Raw genomic sequence first — 17817 nt, 5'->3', positions numbered from 1 at the left:
ACGAGACCAGCAGCTTCGATACACAATGCTGTGCAAGGGACGGGCTGTGCAAGGGGACGGCGCTGACTGTGAGGACGCGCGAATCCTTGCAAACTCTGATTGCCGTCACCACACTGGTGAAGGGACTGATTCGTTAAGAGAACACTATGTCTCGCTCGAGCGACGATAGCATCAGCCCGAAACTCCGGCTGGCAATAGACCGGAAGATTGCATCTCTGCTGACTGCTATCGAGCAGGAAAAGGTCCCCGACCAGCTGACCGACCTTGCGGTTCAATTGCAGAATGCGCTTGTCGAGAAGCGTCGATGCAAAGCAAAGAAACAGGACTAGCTATCGGCGCCTGTCGACTGCGAAGTTTCCCTGTGCTGCTGACAGGTGATTGCGTCGTTCCACCAATGTCTGCAAGGAACTTTCGCCGAGGTATTCCAGCACGCTGGCACGCGCTCGGTTAAGGCGGCTTTTCACCGTTCCAACCGCGCAACCGCATATTTCGGCAGTTTCTTCATAGCTGACGCCAAGGACCCCGATCAGCATCAGGACCTCGCGCTGATGCTCCGGCAACCTCTGGACCGCGTTGGCGACTTCCTTGCTCTGAACGGACCACTCCTGCGTCGCTTCCGTAATCGGGATTGCGGAGGCGCAGTCAAGCAGGCCCGGCTTTTCCCTGTCGGCGGCCTTGATGCGCGTATAATAGCTATTGCGCATGATGGTGAAGAGCCATGACTTCATACGCGTTCCGGGCTCGAACTTGTCGATGTTGGCGAGCCCTTTGGTCAATGTCTCCTGGACCAGGTCGTCGGCATCGTCGGGAACCCGGCAGAAGGTGCGGGCGAAGGCGCGCAAGGCAGGTATCAGGTCAACGATGGAAACGTCATCCGTTTCCTGGTTGGCCAAGGGGTAGCCCCTGGAGGACAATGGTCCAGCTCCCAGCAAGAAAGAGTTGATGAACGCAGACCTAGCTAAATGCATGAAGGTTTGGATCGTTCCGGACATCGAAATAAGGTTCTGGAAAATCTCGGATTGGGCGGGCGGCCGTCTATGACCGGTCGTTGTTCTTGGCCGCCTCTTCCCGCTGCTTTTTCAGGACTTCGTCAGTCCCGACCAGCTTTTTCGCCCCGCCGGATATCGCTGTGGACACCACCGCCGGCGGGTCGCTCGCGGGAAAAGAATCCTCAAGCCCGGCCTGCAACTGGTCTTCCAGGGTCTTCGGCTCTTCCGACCGACCAGGCGTCCTTCGGGCTTCTGCTCCCTCCAGCGGCTGTTTCATGTCAGGCGAACTACTGACCTCGCGAACGCAGGCGTAAAGCTGTTCGATGGCAAATTCCTTCATTGTCTCGAAATCGGCCCTCTCATCGCGCATTGCCTCGATCTTATCGACCATGGTCTTCTCGAACCGGTCAAGGCTATCGCGTCCGCAAGCCTGGCAAAGACGCAACAATGCTTCGTGGAGCACTTTCGGACCAAAATAAGCAGACGCCTCAAGCTTGAGCCGCTGCAGATGCTCTGGAGTCACCGCCTGAAGTTTTGACATATGCAGCCCCTTTCGCCTGCCGAGCATATAAACGGCTTTGGTCGGCAGATGTTCCAATTACCCGCGACCAGGCTCGCTAAACGGGTCGCTCGGCCACTCAACGCCATGCCGAACGCCAACGATAGCGGGCTCTCTCACCTGACATCTGCGCAATGTCTTTGAACCCATTGGTCTTCTTGAAGATCCCGGTTCAAGCTAATTCAAGCCTGGCAATGGCCAGTCGGCCACGCCGGTTCAAGAATCCCGGACGGCAAGGCACTACCTGCATCTGCGAGCGGAGCCTGGCGATCTTCGCCTGGGCTCCGCAAGCCTGTCACCACCAGGAATCAGGCGGCGGCTTGGAGGGCACGTTGGTTGACACCACCCTCGCCTAACCCGGTCAGCGCTTCGTCTGTCGCGACCTCTTCCTTGAGCGTTGCCTTGAGAAGGGCGGCGACATCGGCCTTTCCCATCTGTTCCGCCCAGGCGACAAGAGTGCCGTACCGGGCGATCTCGTAATGTTCGACGGCTTGCGCCGCTGCGACCAGTCCGGCATCGAGCGCAGGAGCACCGTCATAGTCTTCGAGGATCTCGGAGCCTTCTTCAATGATGCCGTCGATCGCCGGGCAGGTCTTGCCGCGTGCCGCCTTGCCAAATTTCTCGAACACCTCCTCGAGCCGGTCGACGTGAACTTCCGTCTCCATGCGGTGTTTTTCGAAGGCAGCAGTCACTTTTTCCGACTCCGCGCTTTTGGCCATTTTCGGCAGCGCCCTCAGTATTTTCTTTTCGGCGTAGTAAAGATCTTTCAGCCCGTCGAGGAACAGGTCCTCAAGGCCCTTGGTTGTCGCTTTCGCAGCTTTTTTCGCAGTTGCCATGGTCGTCTCCCGCTGAGGTTTGGAGCTAGCCTCCCTAACTGGGAAGGCGACCGATAACCCCGCCGGCCGGCAACAAGTTCCCTGATGATTCGAGCCGCTGGAAATTTTTCGCCTCAGACCGCGCAGGTGCTGCAAGGCTTACGATGGCGAGACGGCGGTGCGAGCAAATGGCTTCGCCAGCAATCGGCTCAATCGATCCGCTTGATACGGCCCTTGTCGAGACGGAACACTCCATCCTGGCCGCCCTGCCTCTCAAAATCGGTAAGCAGATCGTCCCAGGTCCCGAGGAATTCGCCACAGTCGTCGCAAAAGACCCGGTCGTCAGGACCGGCGTCGGCCGGAATCCTCAGCCTTATCGTCAAGCAATAAGGGCATTCCAACTGGTGGTTTAGATACTGTGTGGTCATCGACGACAGCAAGAATGCACTGGAAACGTCGCCCCTGCAACCTGTTCGCGCCGGGGCAGGACGCTTGCATTGATTATATGCCGTCTTTGGTCGGAGGCCAGCCAGACTGGGCAGTCGGCGGAATGTTGTCGGAAGTCACCTCACCCCGCTTGAGTTTTCGAATGGCCTCATTGGCTTCGAGTTCATCGAGGCCAGAAAGCGGCATGCCGTCAACCACGACGGCTTCCTCGCTCTCGTCGTCATAGACTTCCCACAGGCCGTCCGAATTCTGTCGTTTGTTGTAGATGGTTGGCATGGCCGCTCCCCTCGATACCGCTATTGAACGCGTGCTACCCACTCCAGAGCCTGGGTCTTTTCGTCCGCCGGGAACACCCGCGCCTCGATCTGCGGGAACAGTGCGCCCGTCATTTCGGTAGCTGCCTTGATCCACTGTTTTTCGGACACCACTGCGGCACGCTGGAAGCGGTGAAGTTCGCCAAGTTTGCTCAAGCCGTACTGCAGATCGCGGCGCAACGCGTTGCCCGTCATGTCCTCCAGATCGGTAAGGTCGGCCAGAATGCCGATCCCTTCATGTTCGCTCAGTTTCTCTTCGATGGTCGGGATGATCTTGTCGTAGTCCTCCGCGGTCACGGTACCGGCAACGCGAAATGCGGCGACATTCTCAGGAGCAGAAATAACCTCGATCACTTTTTCCTCCTTCGGATTGGTTTTCGGGATCATGCCGAACAACTCAAGCCGCCGACGGATGTTCCCTGGTCCTAAGCGTTCTTAGACACTAACCCACCGCTTTCCTTGGCGGCTCCCGGGACGCATTCGTGACGACGGTATAGCGCGTGATCGGACCCTCATCGGGGTCTTCTCCCTGAAAGTGAACGTCAGCGTTGTCAGGCAACCGGCTGGTATTGCCGAACGTCTTGACCGCGGACGCACGCACCAGTTGGATGTCCGGGTCCTGCTTCATGATCTTTATTGCCGCAAGCTCGGCCGTGCTGCTGCCGCCAATGCGCCAGCTGGCCTCGAGCACACCGGATCGCCAGATACCCGACGAATCGACACCCTGGCCGATATCGTAGTTGCGCCGCGAGGCGAAAAATCCAGCACACTCAGCCATCGCCGCGTCATAGGCTCTCGCCTGCGCAATTGCCGAAGCCAGTGCGCGGGGAAGCTGAAGGTCTTCGAGAGCTTCCCATCCGCCGCGCACGACAATGAGGTCCGACCCGCCATAAACGGATTGTCCCGCATTATCGGTCGTCGTCGTTTGAGTGCCGTAGTAGGCGACCATGATTTCGTCGATCTCGGTTCTGCCAACACTCAAAGTGACGACGTCACGAAGGTCAGCTTCGAGCACCAGACCGTACTCGTCCAAGTCGGGGGAGCGGTATCGCTCGAGCAGTCTCTCGACGTCAGCGACCGTGCGAACGATGTGCTGGTCCTGGCCTCGCGAGGCAAGCGGTGGCTTGAGCCGGGCCAGCCCATGCCTCAGCAGGCGTTGCGCTGCTCGCAGCGCATCGTGCCGCGAAAACACGGTGTAGCCAGGCAATACTGCGGCGGCGACAGTTCTGCCGAAGCCGGTTGACCATTCCTTCGGTCGCTCGGCCAGGTCGTCGACCAGTTCGTGGGTTATCGCCTTGGTGGTCGCGAATCGCCAAGGCACCACGCCGCCGAAGAGGTCTTGCGGCCCGTTGATACCCAGCCGTGCCGCATCGCTGGCAAGCAAGCTGTCGTCCGGCACGAAGTACAAGCGCCCGCCATTGCCGCTGCTGTGGCCTAGACCCTGCCGGAAGGCAAACCCCTTGAGGGTGGCAATGGTGCGGGAGACGGCAGCTATGGCTTCCCGCTCGTGAGCGTAGAGAGGCTCGCAGCCCGGCGCGGAGAATGCGATCACGGTGCCTTTTGGCTGGCTCGGCTGAGTGCCTCTGTGCTCGGTCATATCGGTCGTTCCGGTGCTTCCTCGTTATGGCCATTGGGCGCCGATGTTGCGGTCCTACGCGCCCTGTCCCCGGGAGAACGCAGCAGATGGCAGAACGTTCAGTCCGGATTGGCAGGCTCGCCGCGCGGGCGCAGACGCTGGTATCCAGCCGTGACCTTGGAGCGCGCTGCGGTGCAGAACCTTTGATCGCCGACGGACAGCGCCCCCCTCTGTCCTGCCCTCTTTGCCAAAACTTGGCATCTCCCCCACACGGGGGGAGATCGGCAGCTTCGCGGACAGCGTCCCTTTTTTGCACGGTTGGTGGTTGGCGAAATCAGTGATGAAGGCCAATCTCCCCCCTCGTGGGGGAGATGTCCGGCAGGACAGAGGGGGGCGCGAAGGATCGCTACGGAGCGCTTTTATTCTGACCCGCTGCATTCTTCGGCTGGCGTCATGGAATGGATCCCAGGGTCTGCGCGCGTCGCTTCGCTCCTTGCTCCGCCCTGGGATGACGAAGTGGAGGGGTGCCGCCGTCGGCTTGCAAGGATGGCGGAAAGGGTGACCGGGCGGAAATCCCAGCTGTCGACGCCGGCGTCGTACTGGCGTGTAACTGGGCTCAGCCTGCCGTGGGAATGGCCATGCAGATTGATCGATTTCTTGCCGATCTGATTCCAGGTGCGAAAAGGATAGTGGCAAAGGATCAGCAACCTGCCGTCTATCGTCAGTTCCTTGTAATGCTGTGTGCTGGCCCAACCCGCAGCCTCTATGGTCGCCGCGCCATCATTGTTGCCGATAATCAGATGCTTCTCGCCATGAAGAGACGACAGCAGCGATGCAACGAATTCGGCCGATCCCTTGGCAAAGTCGCCGAGATGCCAGATCTGGTCATCCGGGCTGACGGTTTCGTTCCAGAGCGAAATCAGCGCTCGATCGTGTTCGGCCAGCGAGCCGAACGGGCGGCGATCGATGCGCAGAATGCGGGGATCGCTGAAATGTGTGTCGGCCGTGAAATAGATCATGGTCGTTCACGACCTTTGCGGACGTTGTCCGAACCTCGCCTTCCCGCAATTAACATTTGAGGTGGCCAACAAGATCAGACGCGGCTAACATACTCCTCGCTTTGGAGAGTGTCGTGCGCACGAGACGTTTCAGAAAGCCAATTGTCGTTCAACCCGGTCGGATCGACCGTGACAGGGTTGTCTTGTCTGTCTCCGATGCGGCTGAAGTGCTGCTGAAGGACTGGCCGACGCCAGCGTCCAAGACGCGACTGGCTGCAATCGCAGCCTGCCTTGCTGTTATCCGCGGCGAAAAGCCGCCAAGGGTTGCACGCCAGGCGTTCATCGTCGCGGCCAAGGACGCGAGGATCCTGCTCGGCGAACAAATCTAACCCCGTCAGGCAGAGCCTTGTCAGGCCATTCGATCTCTTCCTTGACCTGCTCCTGCAGATCGTCACGCGCGCTTCGCCTTGCCGGGCGCTGAGGTCGAGTTGCTCAGACAATCGCTCGATCCCAACCGCCATAGTGCTGGTCACTGCGCGTGCCGCGCGGCAGGCTGAGCACGATCAGCGCCAGACCGATCGCAACGTCCGCCACGATCGCCGGGGTTTCACCGCCGGCAAGCACGAAGGGGGACACCGCGACCCATGCGCCAAGCACGACATTGAGGAAGCGCAGCGGCCGGACCACTTCGGCCATGGCCGTGACTGCGACCATGATAATGAGACAGCCGACGACGTGATCGCTGAAGTAAAGCGGTGGCTGCGTGCCGAAGATCAATGGCGTGGTCATCAGCAAGGCGCCGAGCAGCGTGCTTGCTGCCAGCGTCCACGGGAAGTTGACGCCGCCGGTGACGAATTCTTTCAGCACCTCGAAAACCGGACGGTCGAGGTCGGCGCCGGGCGTCTGGTTCTCCGACAGCGCCGGTCCGCCCATCCAGAAGGTACGCCAGAACGGCTCGCCTGCCCTCGTCGCGCCCCAGAGATACTGGATGGTCGCCAGCACCTCGTCGACGGAGTAAGGGATCAGCACCACCGTGACGGCGGCCTGGAGAATGCAGAGCGTGCACAGCGCGCCAATCAGCGGTGGCTGGATGATGATGAAGGACACACTGACCACGCCAAGCGGAACGATCAGTAGGCCGAACAGGAGCACCATCCACGGCATGGTGCGCCAGCGCCGTCGGTCGCCGATCGCGCCGGCGAGGATATCGAGGCAATAGGCGAAGGCGCCGAGCCCGGCATCGGCGATTGGAAAACCCTTCGAGACCCATGACGTCACCACCGCCTCGCTGCCGTTGCGCACCGGCGCGCTACCGGGGCCGAAGAACGGATCCCACAGCCCATCCGCGTGGCCCATCTGGAAGGCGGCGAGATAGCGCGAGACGAACAGGCCGACGAAGGCCAGCGCCACGATCGGTATCCGCTGCGTGAAGGTCGATGGCGAATAGGTCCAGCCCAGCGGAATGTCGTCGTCGGCCGCCAGCGCGCGGCGGCTGATGCCAGGGGTCGGCGGGATCATCACCGCAAAGGCGACGATCAGCATGCCGACAAGCGTGTCGATGGCATAGGCGGCGGCGCTGGTCGTCCAGAACAGCAACGGCGCCAGCATCACCCAAACGCCGAGCGACGCCGTGATCCACTGCACCCAGCGCCAGCGTCGGGACATGCCCATCAACGCAAAGACCGTCACCAGCAGGCCGGAAATGATCTCGCTGACGCCGAGGCCTGCGTTGCGCAATTGCGGCTCCGCAATAGCGTGCCCCAGAGCGGGTGGCATTGCGGCTGTGACGGGATCGAACAGGCCAATTGTCATTGGCGAGGTGATCAGCCACAGCCCAAGCGCAGCGTTGGTCATCGGCGCCCAGAGCGTCCTCGACCGATGCCGCTTTATTGCCGCTTCGACGTCTTCCTTGCTTCGCTCGAGCGGTCCCTTGAGGCGCCTTTCGGCCTGTTCGATCTCGGGGTCCGAAGCCGCGACAACCGGCGGATCGAGCTTGTTGGCCCCATACCAGTCCGTGGGGTCCTGTTTCAGCCGGCGGATCATCTCCGGCAGTGTCTCCAGCAGATTGTGTCTGGGCAACCAGCCCAGCAGGGTTTTGGCCCGCGAGATGTCGATCTCGTAATGATCGTCCGAGTTCTCGATCATCCACGGTTTGATGTCGGTGTCCTGGTCGAGCACCTCCGTCTGCACCCAGGCGCCCAGCTTCGTCAGCTGCTTCGACAGCGCCAGGGTGCGCCAGTCCTCGCCATGGATGAGCCGGCCGATGCGCTTCTGCATCTCCTCGTATGACGGTGTGTCTTCTTCGCCGATCAGAAGCACGGTCTCGGCCGGAAGTTCGGCGCGTCGGTCGACGGTGCGCACCACCGCATCGACGAAATCGTCCTTGTGCAGATAGGGCTGGCCGGCGGTGATATCGCCGGCGAACAGATACGCGGTCGGCAAGCGCTCGAAGATGCGGGCGATCTGCTGGGCAATAAAGGCCGCCCGGCAATCTTCGTCATAGACGCCGGCGAGCCGCAGGATCACCGTCTTGATCTGGCCGCGCTCCCGCGAAATCAGCGCCTCGGTTTCGGCTTTCGATCTTGGGTAGGCCCAGGCCGGGTCAAGCGGCGAGTCCTCATTGATTTTCGCGCCCTTTTCCGGGCTTGGCGCATGGACGAGAAGCGTGCTGGAGAACACGAACTGTTCGCTCTCGACCGCCGTCAGCGCCTTCAGCAGCCGGCGCGTGCCCTGCACCGTGACGGCGTCATATTTGGGGTTGTCCTCGCCGGTCGTGTCATAATAGGCGGCAAGATGGACGACCGAAGCGATGCGGCCGCCGCTGCGCTCCCGTGCCGCCTGCACAGCCCTGCTCACGCCCTCATCGGAGGTGAGATCGATCTCGATCGTCTCCATGCCGGCGGGGGCATGCTTCGGTTTTGCGACGTCGAGGCCGATGACGCGATAGCGGTCGATCAAGCCTCGCGCGATCGCCTGCCCCAGGAAGCCGCTGCTGCCGGTGACAAGAACCGTCGGAAGGGTCGTGCCGTTGCTCGCCACAGCTCAGGCCTGTTCGCCAGGCCGTCTGGACCTCAGCCGGGCAACCTGCCGGTTCGGATCACGGTTAGCCGCAGTTCCATTCAGCCGGATGTGGCGCAATGTCTTGTCGAAGCTCATCATTGCCTCAAAGAGAAGGAAGCGCCTCGCGCCCCACTCGGTGAGTAACACCGGCATGGCGGAAATGTTTCCGCGTCAGGTCGGGAAAATTGTTGCTATCCATCCGGAGAGACGGATCTGTTCCGACCGCCTATTCGGCGTTCCATTCCGCCTTGCGTGCCCGCGCTTCCTCGAAGATCAGCTTGAACTCCCGCATCATCGCGCTCTCAATGGCGAAAGCACGGCTTGGCACGGCGCCCGGGTCTTCCTGATTGTTCTGGAATTGAAAACGGGCCTCCAGTTCGGCCCATATTCGCTCGGAAGTCGCGTCGAGGCCGGCGAGCAGCGCGACGACCAGCGCCAGAGTCTCTCGCTGGGCATTGAGCCGCCCCTCGATCTCTTCATTCGTCAATACGGACATGTGGATCGCTTCCAGTTTCAGGCGAAACGGCAAAATCGCATCCTTGTTCCGGAATTCAGCTCGTCGGCTCGCAGAGAGAGCCTACTGCTCCCTGAAAGCTCGCTGGATCTGATCCGCCAAAGGTTTCACGAGATAGGACAGCATGGTGCGGTTGCCGGTCGAAAAGAACACCTCGACAGGCATGCCTGGCGCCAGGGCCACGCCCTTGAGCCGGCCAAGCTCTGTGCGCGGTAAAGCAACATGCACGGTGTAAAAGCCGGTGCCTGTTTTCTCATCGACATTGAGGTCGGCGGAAATCTTGCTGACCGCACCATTCAGTTCCGGCGTCGTTTGCTGATTGAATGCCGACAGCCGCAGGGTCGCGCCTTGCCCTGGCGTCAACTGATCGATGTCTTGCGGAGCCACGCGCGCCTCGACGGTCAGGTCGTCCGTCACCGGGACAATCAGCATGATGAGCTCGCCCGGAGATATGACGCCACCGACCGTGTGCACGCCGAGCTGGTGAACGACACCGTTCTGCGGGCTGCGTATATCGATGCGTTTGAGCTGATCTTCGGCCGAAACCTTGCGCTCGACGGACTCGGAGATCTTTGCCTGAACGTCACGCAGTTCGCTTGCCACTTCGCTGCGCAAATCCTGGTCGATCTGGATGATCTGCAAACGGATTTCGGAGGTACGACCCTTCGATTGCGCTATGGCCGCAGTCAGTTGCCCGTGCTCGCCTTTAAGCCGCACGGCATCGCGTTCAAGCGCAGTAATACGATCGATCGAAACCAGCTTGCGTTGCCAAAGTCTGCGCATGCCTTCGAGCTCAAAGCCGATCAACTCGATTTCCTGGCTCTTGGCATCTCTTTGCTCGGTCAAGCCGGAAACCTCTTCGGCAAGCTGCGCAATGCGCTCCTGCAACTGAGCCTTCTGACCGGCGCGTGCCTGTCGGCGAAATTCGAACAGCGATTGCTCGCCGGCCATCGCCCGACCAATCTCGGGGGCATCCTGGCGTGAAACAAGCGAAGTTGGAAAGACGATGCTTCCGTTGCCGTCGCGCTCGGCCTCAAGGCGAGCCAGGCGCGCCTCGAATTCGTCCAGGCTCTTGGTGACAATCGCCAAATTGGCCCGGGTGATGGTCTCATCGAGACGGATCAAGACTTGGCCCGCCTTTACGGCATCGCCTTCCCGGACGAAGATTTGCCCGACCACGCCACCCGTCGGATGCTGCACTTTCTTGACGCTGGAATCGACAACCAGCTTTCCGGAAGCAATCACAGCCCCGGAAATCTCGGTGACGGCGGCCAAACTCCCCGCCCCTCCAACCAGCAGGATGCAGGTTGCGACACCGCCAAGCAGATAGCGTCGAATGGTGCGATCGGCCGCGAATATCATGCGTTGCGCCATCAGGATGCCGTCTCTTCTAGTCCGGAAACGACTTTCAAGGGAACGCCCGCTGGGCGGGTTATCTTGTTCAAGATCTCATTTTTCGGGCCAAAGGCCTGAATACGGCCGTTCGCCATCACAAGAACCTGATCCAGGCTGGCAAGCGCGCTCGGACGATGTGCGACCACGACGGCTATACCGCCTCGCGCGCGCACGCCTTGGATCGCCACCGTCAACGCCGCCTCGCCTTCCGCATCGAGGTTGGAGTTAGGCTCGTCGAGAACAACCAGAAACGGGTCACCGTAGAGAGCCCGGGCAAGCGCCACCCGCTGCCTCTGGCCAGCCGAAAGCGCCGTACCGGCCTCGCCGATGCGCGTCTCGTAGCCTTCCGGCAGGTGGATGACGAGATCATGAACGCCCGCCGCGCGCGCAGCCGCCAGTATCTTGTCGGAGGGCGCTTGCGGTTCGAAGCGCGCGATGTTCTCGGCAATGGTGCCGTCGAACAGTTGCACATCCTGAGGCAGATAGCCGACATGCTTGCCCAGTTCTTCCGGCGACCATTGGTCGAGCGTTGCGCCGTCCAGCCTGACGGTGCCGCGGATTGGCAGCCATATGCCGGCAATTGCCCGAACGAGCGATGACTTGCCCGAAGCGCTTGGCCCGACGATGCCGAGGCCGACGCCCTGTTCCAATGCAAAGGTGGCGTCCTGCACGACCATCCGGCGCTCACCCGGCGGTGTGACACTGATACTTTCGACCGAAAGAGCAGATCTCGGAGCAGGCAGCGAGACACTTGTCGCCGTTTCGGGAAGCAGGAGCAAAAGCTGGGTCAGCCGGCCCCAGGCCTGGCGGGCGGTGACAAAACCCTTCCAGTGGGCGATAGCCAGTTCGATCGGCGCCAGCGCCCGGCTCATCATGATCGAACTGGCGATCATGATGCCGCCGGTCGCTTGCTGATGGATGACCAGATAGGCGCCGATCGCCAGGATGCCCGATTGCAGCATCATGCGCAGGATCTTCGCGATCGTTGCGAGCGTCCCGGCAAGGTCGCTGGCTGTTGCATTGGTGTCGAGGTAGCCGGCATTGATCCCTGACCAGCGCTCGGCGATGCGCGAGCCAAAGCCCATGGCCTGCAGAACCTCGGCATTGCGACGTGTCGCTTCGGCAAGTGTATTGCGCGCTGCCGCTTGACTGTTTGCCTTTCTGGCGGGCTCTCGCGTGCGTATTTCGGCAAGCAATGCCAGGCTGAACAGAATAACCACGCCGGCCAGCGCCGTCATGCCGATCCAGAAGTGGAACAGGAAGCAGATCAAGAGGTAGAGCGGCATCCACGGCAGGTCGAAAAGCGCGGTCGGACCGGCGCTCGACATGAACGATCGCACCTGGTCAAGATCGCGCAAGGATTGAAGGCCGTCGCCTGCGAGCTTGGTGCGCAGCGGCAAACGCATGAGGGCGGCATAGACCTGTCCGCTCAAGCGCGCGTCCAGCGCCATCCCGATGCGCACCAGCAAACGCGACCGGATGAGTTCGAGAACGCCCTGAAAAACGAAAAGTGTGCCGGCAAACACGGCGAGCCCGACGAGCGTTGGCACGCTGCGGCCGGGTATGACGCGATCATAGACCTGCAGCATGAAGAACGAGCCGGTCAGCGCCAGGACATTGACGACGCCGCTCATCAACGCAATTCCGGCCAACGCACGACGGAAAGAAGCGAGAACCGCCGCGAGTGTCGTTCGCGGCGGCTCGGGTGGAATGGGATGAGACGTCGCCTTCACATCAGTTCCAGTTCGGTCTCAGGCGGCAATGGCGGCGCCCGAAATGATGACGAACGTGTCGGTGCCGAGCCCATCTGTCAAATGTCAGATAACCCAGTCTTGCAACGCATAGGCATGGATGTAGTCGATCTGCATTTCGGCAGGCGTCGCAAGCTCGTCGGTGGGCTCTCCCGCTTGGCCACCGATCCCCATATTCACCAGCATATACATCGGGTCATGCATGTCGGCAGGCGTTGCGGCACGAGCGACTTCGACGTCGTCGAAATACCAGACGAGTTCGTCTTCTGTCCAAAGCACGCCATATGTGTGGAACCCTTCGGTATCCGAGGCATAGGCCGTCGTGCCTACTGTTGTATGAGTTCCCGTCGCGTTCGAGTGGCCTGTCAGGATGAGCTTGTTTGGATCTTTACCGAACATCTCGATGACGTCCAGTTCCGGTGGCCAGGAGCCGTCTGCCGGGAGAAGCCAGAAGGCCGGCCATGCCCCTTGTGTTTCGGGCATGTCGGCGCGAATTTCAAAATAGCCGTAGGTCTGCGCGAAGGATTCGTAGGTCGTCAGCAACCCTGACGTGTATTCGTAGTTATTTATATAGGGACGGATCGCCTCAGGAGCCCGGGCGGCGGTAATGGTGAGAACGCCGTCCTCGATGCTGAACGGATTGACGGAGCGTGTCGGGGCGTAGTCGGTATCGATGTACCATTGAAGATCATTGTTGCTCGTGAGCGTGCTGCCGTTCTCGGCCCCCCACCAGTAATTCGAATCCCAGGTGCCGCTCGAGCCGTTCCACAGGTCCAACGTGTCGAACTCGTCCGAAAAGGTCAGTTCCAGGGCCGACCTGTCCACGGCCAGCTTGAACTGGCTTGCGGTGAAATCGCCGATCGTCTTGTTGGCGAGGACGAGAAACTCGCCGTCGGACAGATTTAGGCGGACGTTGGCTCCCGACTGGACCATGTTGGCGCGCACCTCCTCGAAAGAGGTGAAGCCGTAGCTCCCGACGCGAACCGTATCCGTCGCGCCAAGGTCCAGGATCAGGTCACTGCCGTTGCCGGGGTTGACGACGAAAATGTCCGCCCCGGATCCGCCCTTGAGCACGTCATCGCCCTGCAAGCCGTCGAGCGTCTGTTGGCCGGAGCCGCCGGTAACGATGTTGTTCAGCTCGTTGCCGAAAGCATAGCGTTTGTCGCCGGTGACCGTCAGGTTCTCGAAATTGGCCGGGAGCTTGTAGCTCATCCAGGTCGAGATGGTGTCCACCCCTTCGCCGGACAGCTCGACCGCCTTGTTTCTCGCGGCATACAGATAATAGATGTCGTCGCCCTTGCCACCACGCATTGTGACGGTGACGGCAGCGTCGCCATACATCGAGTCGTTGTATGTGCTGCCATAAAGGGTCGAGCCGGAATTTGTCGCCGAATACCACCTTGCGGAGGAGCCGCTGTAGGGAAGTGGAACGCCTTTGGCGTTCAGTACCGTGGCCATCCCGGTCCTTTCTCCTTTGTCTCGCTCGATAGCAGCCCTAACATCTATCGATGGAAAAAGGAGCCAGCACTTTCTCACTTTCGAGTTCGGAAGGTTACCAAATGGTTATCACGTAGTGGGAGCACTTGCCGGGGAGCTTTACTGCCTCGAGTGCATAAGGTTGGCCAACTGCAACATGATCGAAGATGTGGTGAGGCAGATCGAGACCGACCTCACCGCATTTCGCATCTCGAATAGCATTACCGCTGACCGGTGATGAAGAACTGCTAAAAGACCTTGAAAGCGCCCGCGTCGGCTCGTGCATCGACATCGGTGATCAGCATGTGCCCCGGCGATACCGTGATCGAGGTCGCCAGCTCGGCACGAGCAAGTGCATCCTGTGCGGTGATGCTGCTGGCCCAGAATACAGGGACCTCCCCGTCGATGATTTTGACCGCATCGCCCCAGTCGGGAGCCATCAAATCGGCTATTCCGATGACCGTGGGATCTCCGACATGGATGGGAGAGCCGTGGGCATGCGGGAAGCGTGCGGTGAGAGCGCGAACCCTGTCGACATCGCAACGGCTTATCGGACGCATCGAGACGACCATTTCGCCACCAAACGGTCCGACGCGGCACGTCTGAATCCTGGTTCGAAACTTGGGCGAGGCCTTGCCGCAGCCGATGCGGCTCAGTTTCTTTTCGGCAAGTGCAGCTTCGACGGTCAGCGAACTGCCGAGCGCGAAAGCGGCAAAATCATCCTGCCACAGGTCGATGATGTCCGTCCTGCGACGGGTCAGCTCGCCGAAATGATAGATGTTGTACTGGGGGGCATCGGTGCGGATGTCGATGTCGCCCAGCGCCGGGATCAATGGGCTGCCGGCGCGATTAACGCCGACCAATGGACAGGGTTTCGGGTTGCGGATGCAGTACTGGTGGAAATCGCAGGCAAAGCTGCGCGGCACGATCACAACATTGGCCTGGAGCTTGCCGTGCGCCAGCCCCCCTGTATGCCCCTCATAGGCGCCCATTCTGACAAGCCTGCGCAGCCTGTCCGCATCGACCAGTCGCAGGTCCTCGAAGATCGGTGAAGTGGTCAGGCGAGCCATGGCTTCCGGTTCAGAGACAGGTCGGGAGGGCGTAAGATCGTTGGCGGCTCGGCTGCTTGTCAAATTGTCAGAATCTTTCCTCAACGATAAATTGTATTTATTGGTCGGCCAACGATTGCTTCATCTTACGACCGACGCCTGCGCAAACCTTTTTGGTTGTCATTAACAGCTGCGGCAGCCGATCGCTTCTATCTGTCGGCCTGCCTCGTGCAGGAAGCCAAGGTCGCGCTCCATGTAGAAGAGCAGGAAAGCAGAATAGAGGACAAAGACGAGGCTAAACACCAGCGTCTTCACGATCAGCGAAAGCGCAAAAACATTGAGGTGCGGCGAGGCGCGCGCCAAAAAGGCCAGCACAAGGTCGGACAACAGCATGCTGATGATGAGCGGGAAAACCAGGGTCAATGCCATCATCAGAATGCGGTTCAAGAGATCGAGGAAGATGCCGGCTGCATCCTTGCTGAACACCGGCAGAAGCTGGTCGATCGGCCACAGGCCATAGCTGTCGTAGAGGCTGGTCAGGGAAAGCTCGAGGCCGCCGGCGGCCAGGTAGACCGTGACCATGATGACGGCGAGCAAGGTGCCGGTGGCGCTCGTCTCATGGGTCATCATCGGATCGATCAGCGTCCCCATCGTCGAGCCGCGCTGCAGGTCCAGGATATCGCCGGCAGCCTCGGCCGCCCAGAACGGAATGCCCATCGCCAGCCCGAGCGTTACCCCAACGACGACCTCCTTGAGCATGTAGGCGACGATCATCGTCGTGGCGATGTCGGTGTTTGTCAGTCTGTCGACGATCATCGGAAAGACCGGAACCGCCAGCGCCAGGGCAACGCCGTTGCGCAGAAGGCCCGACAGCGGCACGCGCGAAAAGAGTGGCATCAGCAGCATGAACCCGGTCATGCGGGCGAGCGCGAAAGCTCCCGCCAAAAGAAACAACTGTAGCTCCTTGACCGACGCGAAGAAGGGTTCGACCGGCATCCGCGCGCCTTAACGCGTGACGACGGGGAATTCGTCCAGCGCCGTCGAGGCCTGCTCGGCGATCTGCTGGCCAAGCAGCGGGCCGAAGACGATGATGACCAGCAGGATCACGACAAGTTTGATCGTCTGCGGCAGCGACTGGTCCTGAATTTGCGTCAGCGCCTGGGCCAGCCCGACCAGGATCCCAACGGCCAGCGCCGCGATGATCGCCGGGCCTGACGCGAACAGCACCGTCAGGAGCGCGCCCTGGACCTTCGCCAGGATGAAGTCATTGCTCATGCAAACCTCCCAGCGGCGTCAGACGTAACTCAGGATCAGGCCGTGCATCAGCCGCGACCAGCCATCTATGGCGACGAAAAGGAACAGTTTCAGCGGGACCGAAATGAGGACCGGCGAGACCATGATCATGCCGAGCGTCATCAGGATGTTGGCAACGACGATGTCGATGATGAGGAACGGAAGATAAAGCAGGAAGCCGATTTCAAACGCCCGCGTAAGCTCGGACGCGACAAAGGCAGGAACGAGTATCGAAAGATCATCGTCCTTCAGATCTTGTCGTGCCTGTTCCGGCCACAGGCGGTTCGTCCCATCGAGAAAGAACTGCCGCTCTTCCGGCTGGGTGAACTTGATCAGGTGCTGCTGCAATGGTTCCCTCACCAGTTGCGCCGCCCTGGCGAGGTCGTCGGTCGTCTGGAACTGAACCTGCCCTTCCTGAAGCCGTCCCGACATCTCGCTCAGCAACGGCGTCGTGACATAGACCGTGAGCACAAGCGCTATGCCGTAGAGGACCAGATTGGGCGGCATCTGCTGGACGCCGAGCGCGTTGCGGATGAGGAACAGCACGACCGAGATCTTCAGGAATCCGGTCATGGTGACGACTGCCAGCGGCAGCAGACCGACGAAGCCGACGGCAATCAGGATCCCAAGCAGGTTGGGCGAATTGTCAAGCATTGTCGAACATGCGGGCGATCCGCACGCCCAGGCTCTCCCCAATCCGCACGATCTCGCCACGGCCGACGCGTTTGCCATTGGCGATGATGTCGACCGTCTCCTTCGTCACATTGGCGAGCGGAACGATGGCGCCGGGCGCAAGCTGCCTTACCTCGCCGAGAGGCATCGCCGTGCGGCCGAGTTCGAAGGCAAGCGCAACCGGCAGCTCGTCCAGAGTTGCCTCCTCCAATACCCGATCGGCGTGCGGCGGCGTGTCTTGGTTCATGGTCCACTCCCATTTCGATCCAGCGATTGCAGTCGGCGCGGCAAGCAGTTGCGGCCCGCTGGCAGTCAGCACGGCGGGGGCATAGAGCCGCTCGGCAATGACCAATGCCGCGTCTTCCTCTTCGTCATCGAAGAGCACCACATCGCCAGGTTGCAGGCTTTGAAGATCACCGTGGCTGATGGTCAGCGCGTGGCGCCAGAGGCAGACCGGCAACGGGAATTCGGCAGGGACCGGCGGCCTCGCTTTGCCGAGCGCGTCGAGAAAGCCCCCGGCCCGCACCGCCAGATCGACGCTGTCGGTGTGCAAGGCGCAACCTATGGTTTCGTCCTTGCCGGCCAGGACGAAAGCCAGCGCGGTTTGGTCCAGAACGCTGTCTTCTTGTTCGATCGACGTAATAGCGATCGTCTCGCCCAGCTTGTTCTCGATCCATTCGATATCCTTTTCGAATTCGGACTCCAGCAGCAGTGCGGCGTGAGCGGGCGCCAGTCGTTTCAGGTCGATCAGCTCGTCAGCTTTGGCAAGACCTCGTTCGACAACAGATAACGGCAGGCGCAACTTGCCCGCCATGTCTCCGAGAGTGAACGCAATCGTGCATCTTGGCTGCTCCACAGGGTTCGGCGCCGGCCAGACGGCGGCGAGCGCCATGGTTTTCCCGGCAATCG

General features: G+C 60.6%; 20 protein-coding genes. 2 read left to right on the top strand and 18 right to left on the bottom strand.

Features of this window, described 5'->3' with window-relative positions; all coding sequences use genetic code 11:
* The first annotated feature begins 146 nt into the window (after positions 1 to 146).
* Positions 147 to 329, top strand: a complete 183-nt coding sequence (locus AC0L18_RS07880; RefSeq protein ID WP_023801247.1) for a hypothetical protein — start codon at positions 147 to 149, stop codon at positions 327 to 329.
* Here AC0L18_RS07880 and AC0L18_RS07875 read toward each other — a convergent pair whose 3' ends face one another.
* The 8 genes from AC0L18_RS07875 to AC0L18_RS07840 all read right to left on the bottom strand — a co-directional run bounded on the left by AC0L18_RS07875 (position 330) and on the right by AC0L18_RS07840 (position 5719).
* Positions 330 to 893 (bottom strand): sigma-70 family RNA polymerase sigma factor, encoded by a 564-nt coding sequence (locus tag AC0L18_RS07875; RefSeq protein WP_128245339.1) that lies wholly within the window; start codon positions 891 to 893, stop codon positions 330 to 332.
* Between the two features lie 142 nt (positions 894 to 1035).
* Complete coding sequence (locus tag AC0L18_RS07870) at positions 1036 to 1587, bottom strand: hypothetical protein (RefSeq protein ID WP_473491454.1); 552 nt, start codon at positions 1585 to 1587, stop codon at positions 1036 to 1038.
* A gap of 269 nt (positions 1588 to 1856) precedes the next feature.
* A complete protein-coding gene (locus tag AC0L18_RS07865) occupies positions 1857 to 2384 on the bottom strand; it encodes a YciE/YciF ferroxidase family protein (RefSeq protein WP_023799488.1) in 528 nt (175 codons plus the stop codon).
* Between the two features lie 188 nt (positions 2385 to 2572).
* A complete protein-coding gene (locus AC0L18_RS07860; protein ID WP_473491453.1) occupies positions 2573 to 2746 on the bottom strand; it encodes a hypothetical protein in 174 nt (57 codons plus the stop codon).
* Between the two features lie 118 nt (positions 2747 to 2864).
* Positions 2865 to 3086 carry a hypothetical protein gene (locus AC0L18_RS07855; protein WP_023799490.1) on the bottom strand — a complete coding sequence of 74 codons (222 nt, stop codon included), beginning with the start codon at positions 3084 to 3086 and terminating at the stop codon, positions 2865 to 2867.
* A 20-nt stretch (positions 3087 to 3106) separates the two neighbouring features.
* Positions 3107 to 3511, bottom strand: coding sequence for a SpoIIAA family protein (locus AC0L18_RS07850; RefSeq protein ID WP_473491452.1), 405 nt, complete (start codon positions 3509 to 3511; stop codon positions 3107 to 3109).
* 55 nt (positions 3512 to 3566) lie between these two features.
* Positions 3567 to 4721: a DUF3182 family protein gene (locus AC0L18_RS07845; RefSeq protein ID WP_473491451.1), complete on the bottom strand. Its 1155-nt coding sequence runs from the start codon at positions 4719 to 4721 to the stop codon at positions 3567 to 3569.
* Between the two features lie 398 nt (positions 4722 to 5119).
* Positions 5120 to 5719, bottom strand: a complete 600-nt coding sequence (locus AC0L18_RS07840) for a metallophosphoesterase family protein (protein ID WP_473491449.1) — start codon at positions 5717 to 5719, stop codon at positions 5120 to 5122.
* A 113-nt stretch (positions 5720 to 5832) separates the two neighbouring features.
* Here AC0L18_RS07840 and AC0L18_RS07835 point away from each other — a divergent pair, with 113 nt between their 5' ends.
* Positions 5833 to 6087 carry a DUF982 domain-containing protein gene (locus AC0L18_RS07835; protein WP_091590175.1) on the top strand — a complete coding sequence of 85 codons (255 nt, stop codon included), beginning with the start codon at positions 5833 to 5835 and terminating at the stop codon, positions 6085 to 6087.
* Positions 6088 to 6190: 103 nt separating this feature from the next.
* Here AC0L18_RS07835 and AC0L18_RS07830 read toward each other — a convergent pair whose 3' ends face one another.
* The 10 genes from AC0L18_RS07830 to sctQ form a co-directional block, all read right to left on the bottom strand.
* Positions 6191 to 8737, bottom strand: a complete 2547-nt coding sequence (locus AC0L18_RS07830) for an NAD-dependent epimerase/dehydratase family protein (protein ID WP_473491448.1) — start codon at positions 8735 to 8737, stop codon at positions 6191 to 6193.
* 247 nt (positions 8738 to 8984) lie between these two features.
* Entirely contained in the window at positions 8985 to 9287 is a 303-nt protein-coding gene (locus AC0L18_RS07825; RefSeq protein WP_473491447.1) for a hypothetical protein, read from the bottom strand.
* A gap of 48 nt (positions 9288 to 9335) precedes the next feature.
* Positions 9336 to 10646 carry an HlyD family type I secretion periplasmic adaptor subunit gene (locus tag AC0L18_RS07820; RefSeq protein WP_473491445.1) on the bottom strand — a complete coding sequence of 437 codons (1311 nt, stop codon included), beginning with the start codon at positions 10644 to 10646 and terminating at the stop codon, positions 9336 to 9338.
* On the bottom strand, positions 10646 to 12400 hold the full coding sequence (locus AC0L18_RS07815) for a type I secretion system permease/ATPase (RefSeq protein ID WP_473491444.1): 1755 nt from the start codon (positions 12398 to 12400) through the stop codon (positions 10646 to 10648). The genes AC0L18_RS07820 and AC0L18_RS07815 overlap by 1 nt, the downstream gene beginning before the upstream one ends.
* 84 nt (positions 12401 to 12484) lie before the next feature.
* Positions 12485 to 13876, bottom strand: coding sequence for an endo-1,3-1,4-beta-glycanase EglC (gene eglC, locus AC0L18_RS07810; RefSeq protein WP_473491443.1), 1392 nt, complete (start codon positions 13874 to 13876; stop codon positions 12485 to 12487).
* Between the two features lie 266 nt (positions 13877 to 14142).
* A complete protein-coding gene (locus AC0L18_RS07805) occupies positions 14143 to 14964 on the bottom strand; it encodes a D-glutamate cyclase family protein (protein ID WP_287138848.1) in 822 nt (273 codons plus the stop codon).
* Between the two features lie 162 nt (positions 14965 to 15126).
* Positions 15127 to 15939 (bottom strand): type III secretion system export apparatus subunit SctT, encoded by an 813-nt coding sequence (gene sctT, locus AC0L18_RS07800; RefSeq protein ID WP_473491441.1) that lies wholly within the window; start codon positions 15937 to 15939, stop codon positions 15127 to 15129.
* Between the two features lie 9 nt (positions 15940 to 15948).
* Positions 15949 to 16218: an EscS/YscS/HrcS family type III secretion system export apparatus protein gene (locus AC0L18_RS07795; protein WP_287205261.1), complete on the bottom strand. Its 270-nt coding sequence runs from the start codon at positions 16216 to 16218 to the stop codon at positions 15949 to 15951.
* Between the two features lie 18 nt (positions 16219 to 16236).
* Positions 16237 to 16890: a type III secretion system export apparatus subunit SctR gene (sctR, locus tag AC0L18_RS07790; protein ID WP_202363682.1), complete on the bottom strand. Its 654-nt coding sequence runs from the start codon at positions 16888 to 16890 to the stop codon at positions 16237 to 16239.
* The gene (gene sctQ, locus AC0L18_RS07785; protein ID WP_473491440.1) at positions 16883 to 17800 is read right to left on the bottom strand and encodes a type III secretion system cytoplasmic ring protein SctQ; all 918 of its coding nucleotides are present in this window, start codon (positions 17798 to 17800) and stop codon (positions 16883 to 16885) included. Before sctQ ends, sctR begins: the two co-directional genes overlap by 8 nt.
* Positions 17801 to 17817 lie beyond the last annotated feature (17 nt).

This window comes from Mesorhizobium sp. WSM4819 (assembly GCF_055811215.1).
The sequence above is the reverse complement of the archived record's forward strand: the minus strand, read 5'-3'. Positions and strand labels throughout refer to the sequence as shown.

What these genes read in the sequence shown, in the direction of transcription:
- AC0L18_RS07880 (WP_023801247.1), top strand. Translation starts at nt 147, where the DNA reads ATGTCTCGCTCGAGCGACGATAGCATCAGCCCGAAACTCCGGCTGGCA.
- AC0L18_RS07865 (WP_023799488.1), bottom strand. Translation starts at nt 2,384, where the DNA reads ATGGCAACTGCGAAAAAAGCTGCGAAAGCGACAACCAAGGGCCTTGAG.
- AC0L18_RS07855 (WP_023799490.1), bottom strand. Translation starts at nt 3,086, where the DNA reads ATGCCAACCATCTACAACAAACGACAGAATTCGGACGGCCTGTGGGAA.
- AC0L18_RS07850 (WP_473491452.1), bottom strand. Translation starts at nt 3,511, where the DNA reads ATGATCCCGAAAACCAATCCGAAGGAGGAAAAAGTGATCGAGGTTATT.
- AC0L18_RS07845 (WP_473491451.1), bottom strand. Translation starts at nt 4,721, where the DNA reads ATGACCGAGCACAGAGGCACTCAGCCGAGCCAGCCAAAAGGCACCGTG.
- AC0L18_RS07840 (WP_473491449.1), bottom strand. Translation starts at nt 5,719, where the DNA reads ATGATCTATTTCACGGCCGACACACATTTCAGCGATCCCCGCATTCTG.
- AC0L18_RS07820 (WP_473491445.1), bottom strand. Translation starts at nt 10,646, where the DNA reads ATGGCGCAACGCATGATATTCGCGGCCGATCGCACCATTCGACGCTAT.
- eglC (WP_473491443.1), bottom strand. Translation starts at nt 13,876, where the DNA reads ATGGCCACGGTACTGAACGCCAAAGGCGTTCCACTTCCCTACAGCGGC.
- AC0L18_RS07805 (WP_287138848.1), bottom strand. Translation starts at nt 14,964, where the DNA reads ATGGCTCGCCTGACCACTTCACCGATCTTCGAGGACCTGCGACTGGTC.
- sctT (WP_473491441.1), bottom strand. Translation starts at nt 15,939, where the DNA reads ATGCCGGTCGAACCCTTCTTCGCGTCGGTCAAGGAGCTACAGTTGTTT.
- AC0L18_RS07795 (WP_287205261.1), bottom strand. Translation starts at nt 16,218, where the DNA reads ATGAGCAATGACTTCATCCTGGCGAAGGTCCAGGGCGCGCTCCTGACG.
- sctR (WP_202363682.1), bottom strand. Translation starts at nt 16,890, where the DNA reads ATGCTTGACAATTCGCCCAACCTGCTTGGGATCCTGATTGCCGTCGGC.
- sctQ (WP_473491440.1), bottom strand. Translation starts at nt 17,800, where the DNA reads ATGGCGCTCGCCGCCGTCTGGCCGGCGCCGAACCCTGTGGAGCAGCCA.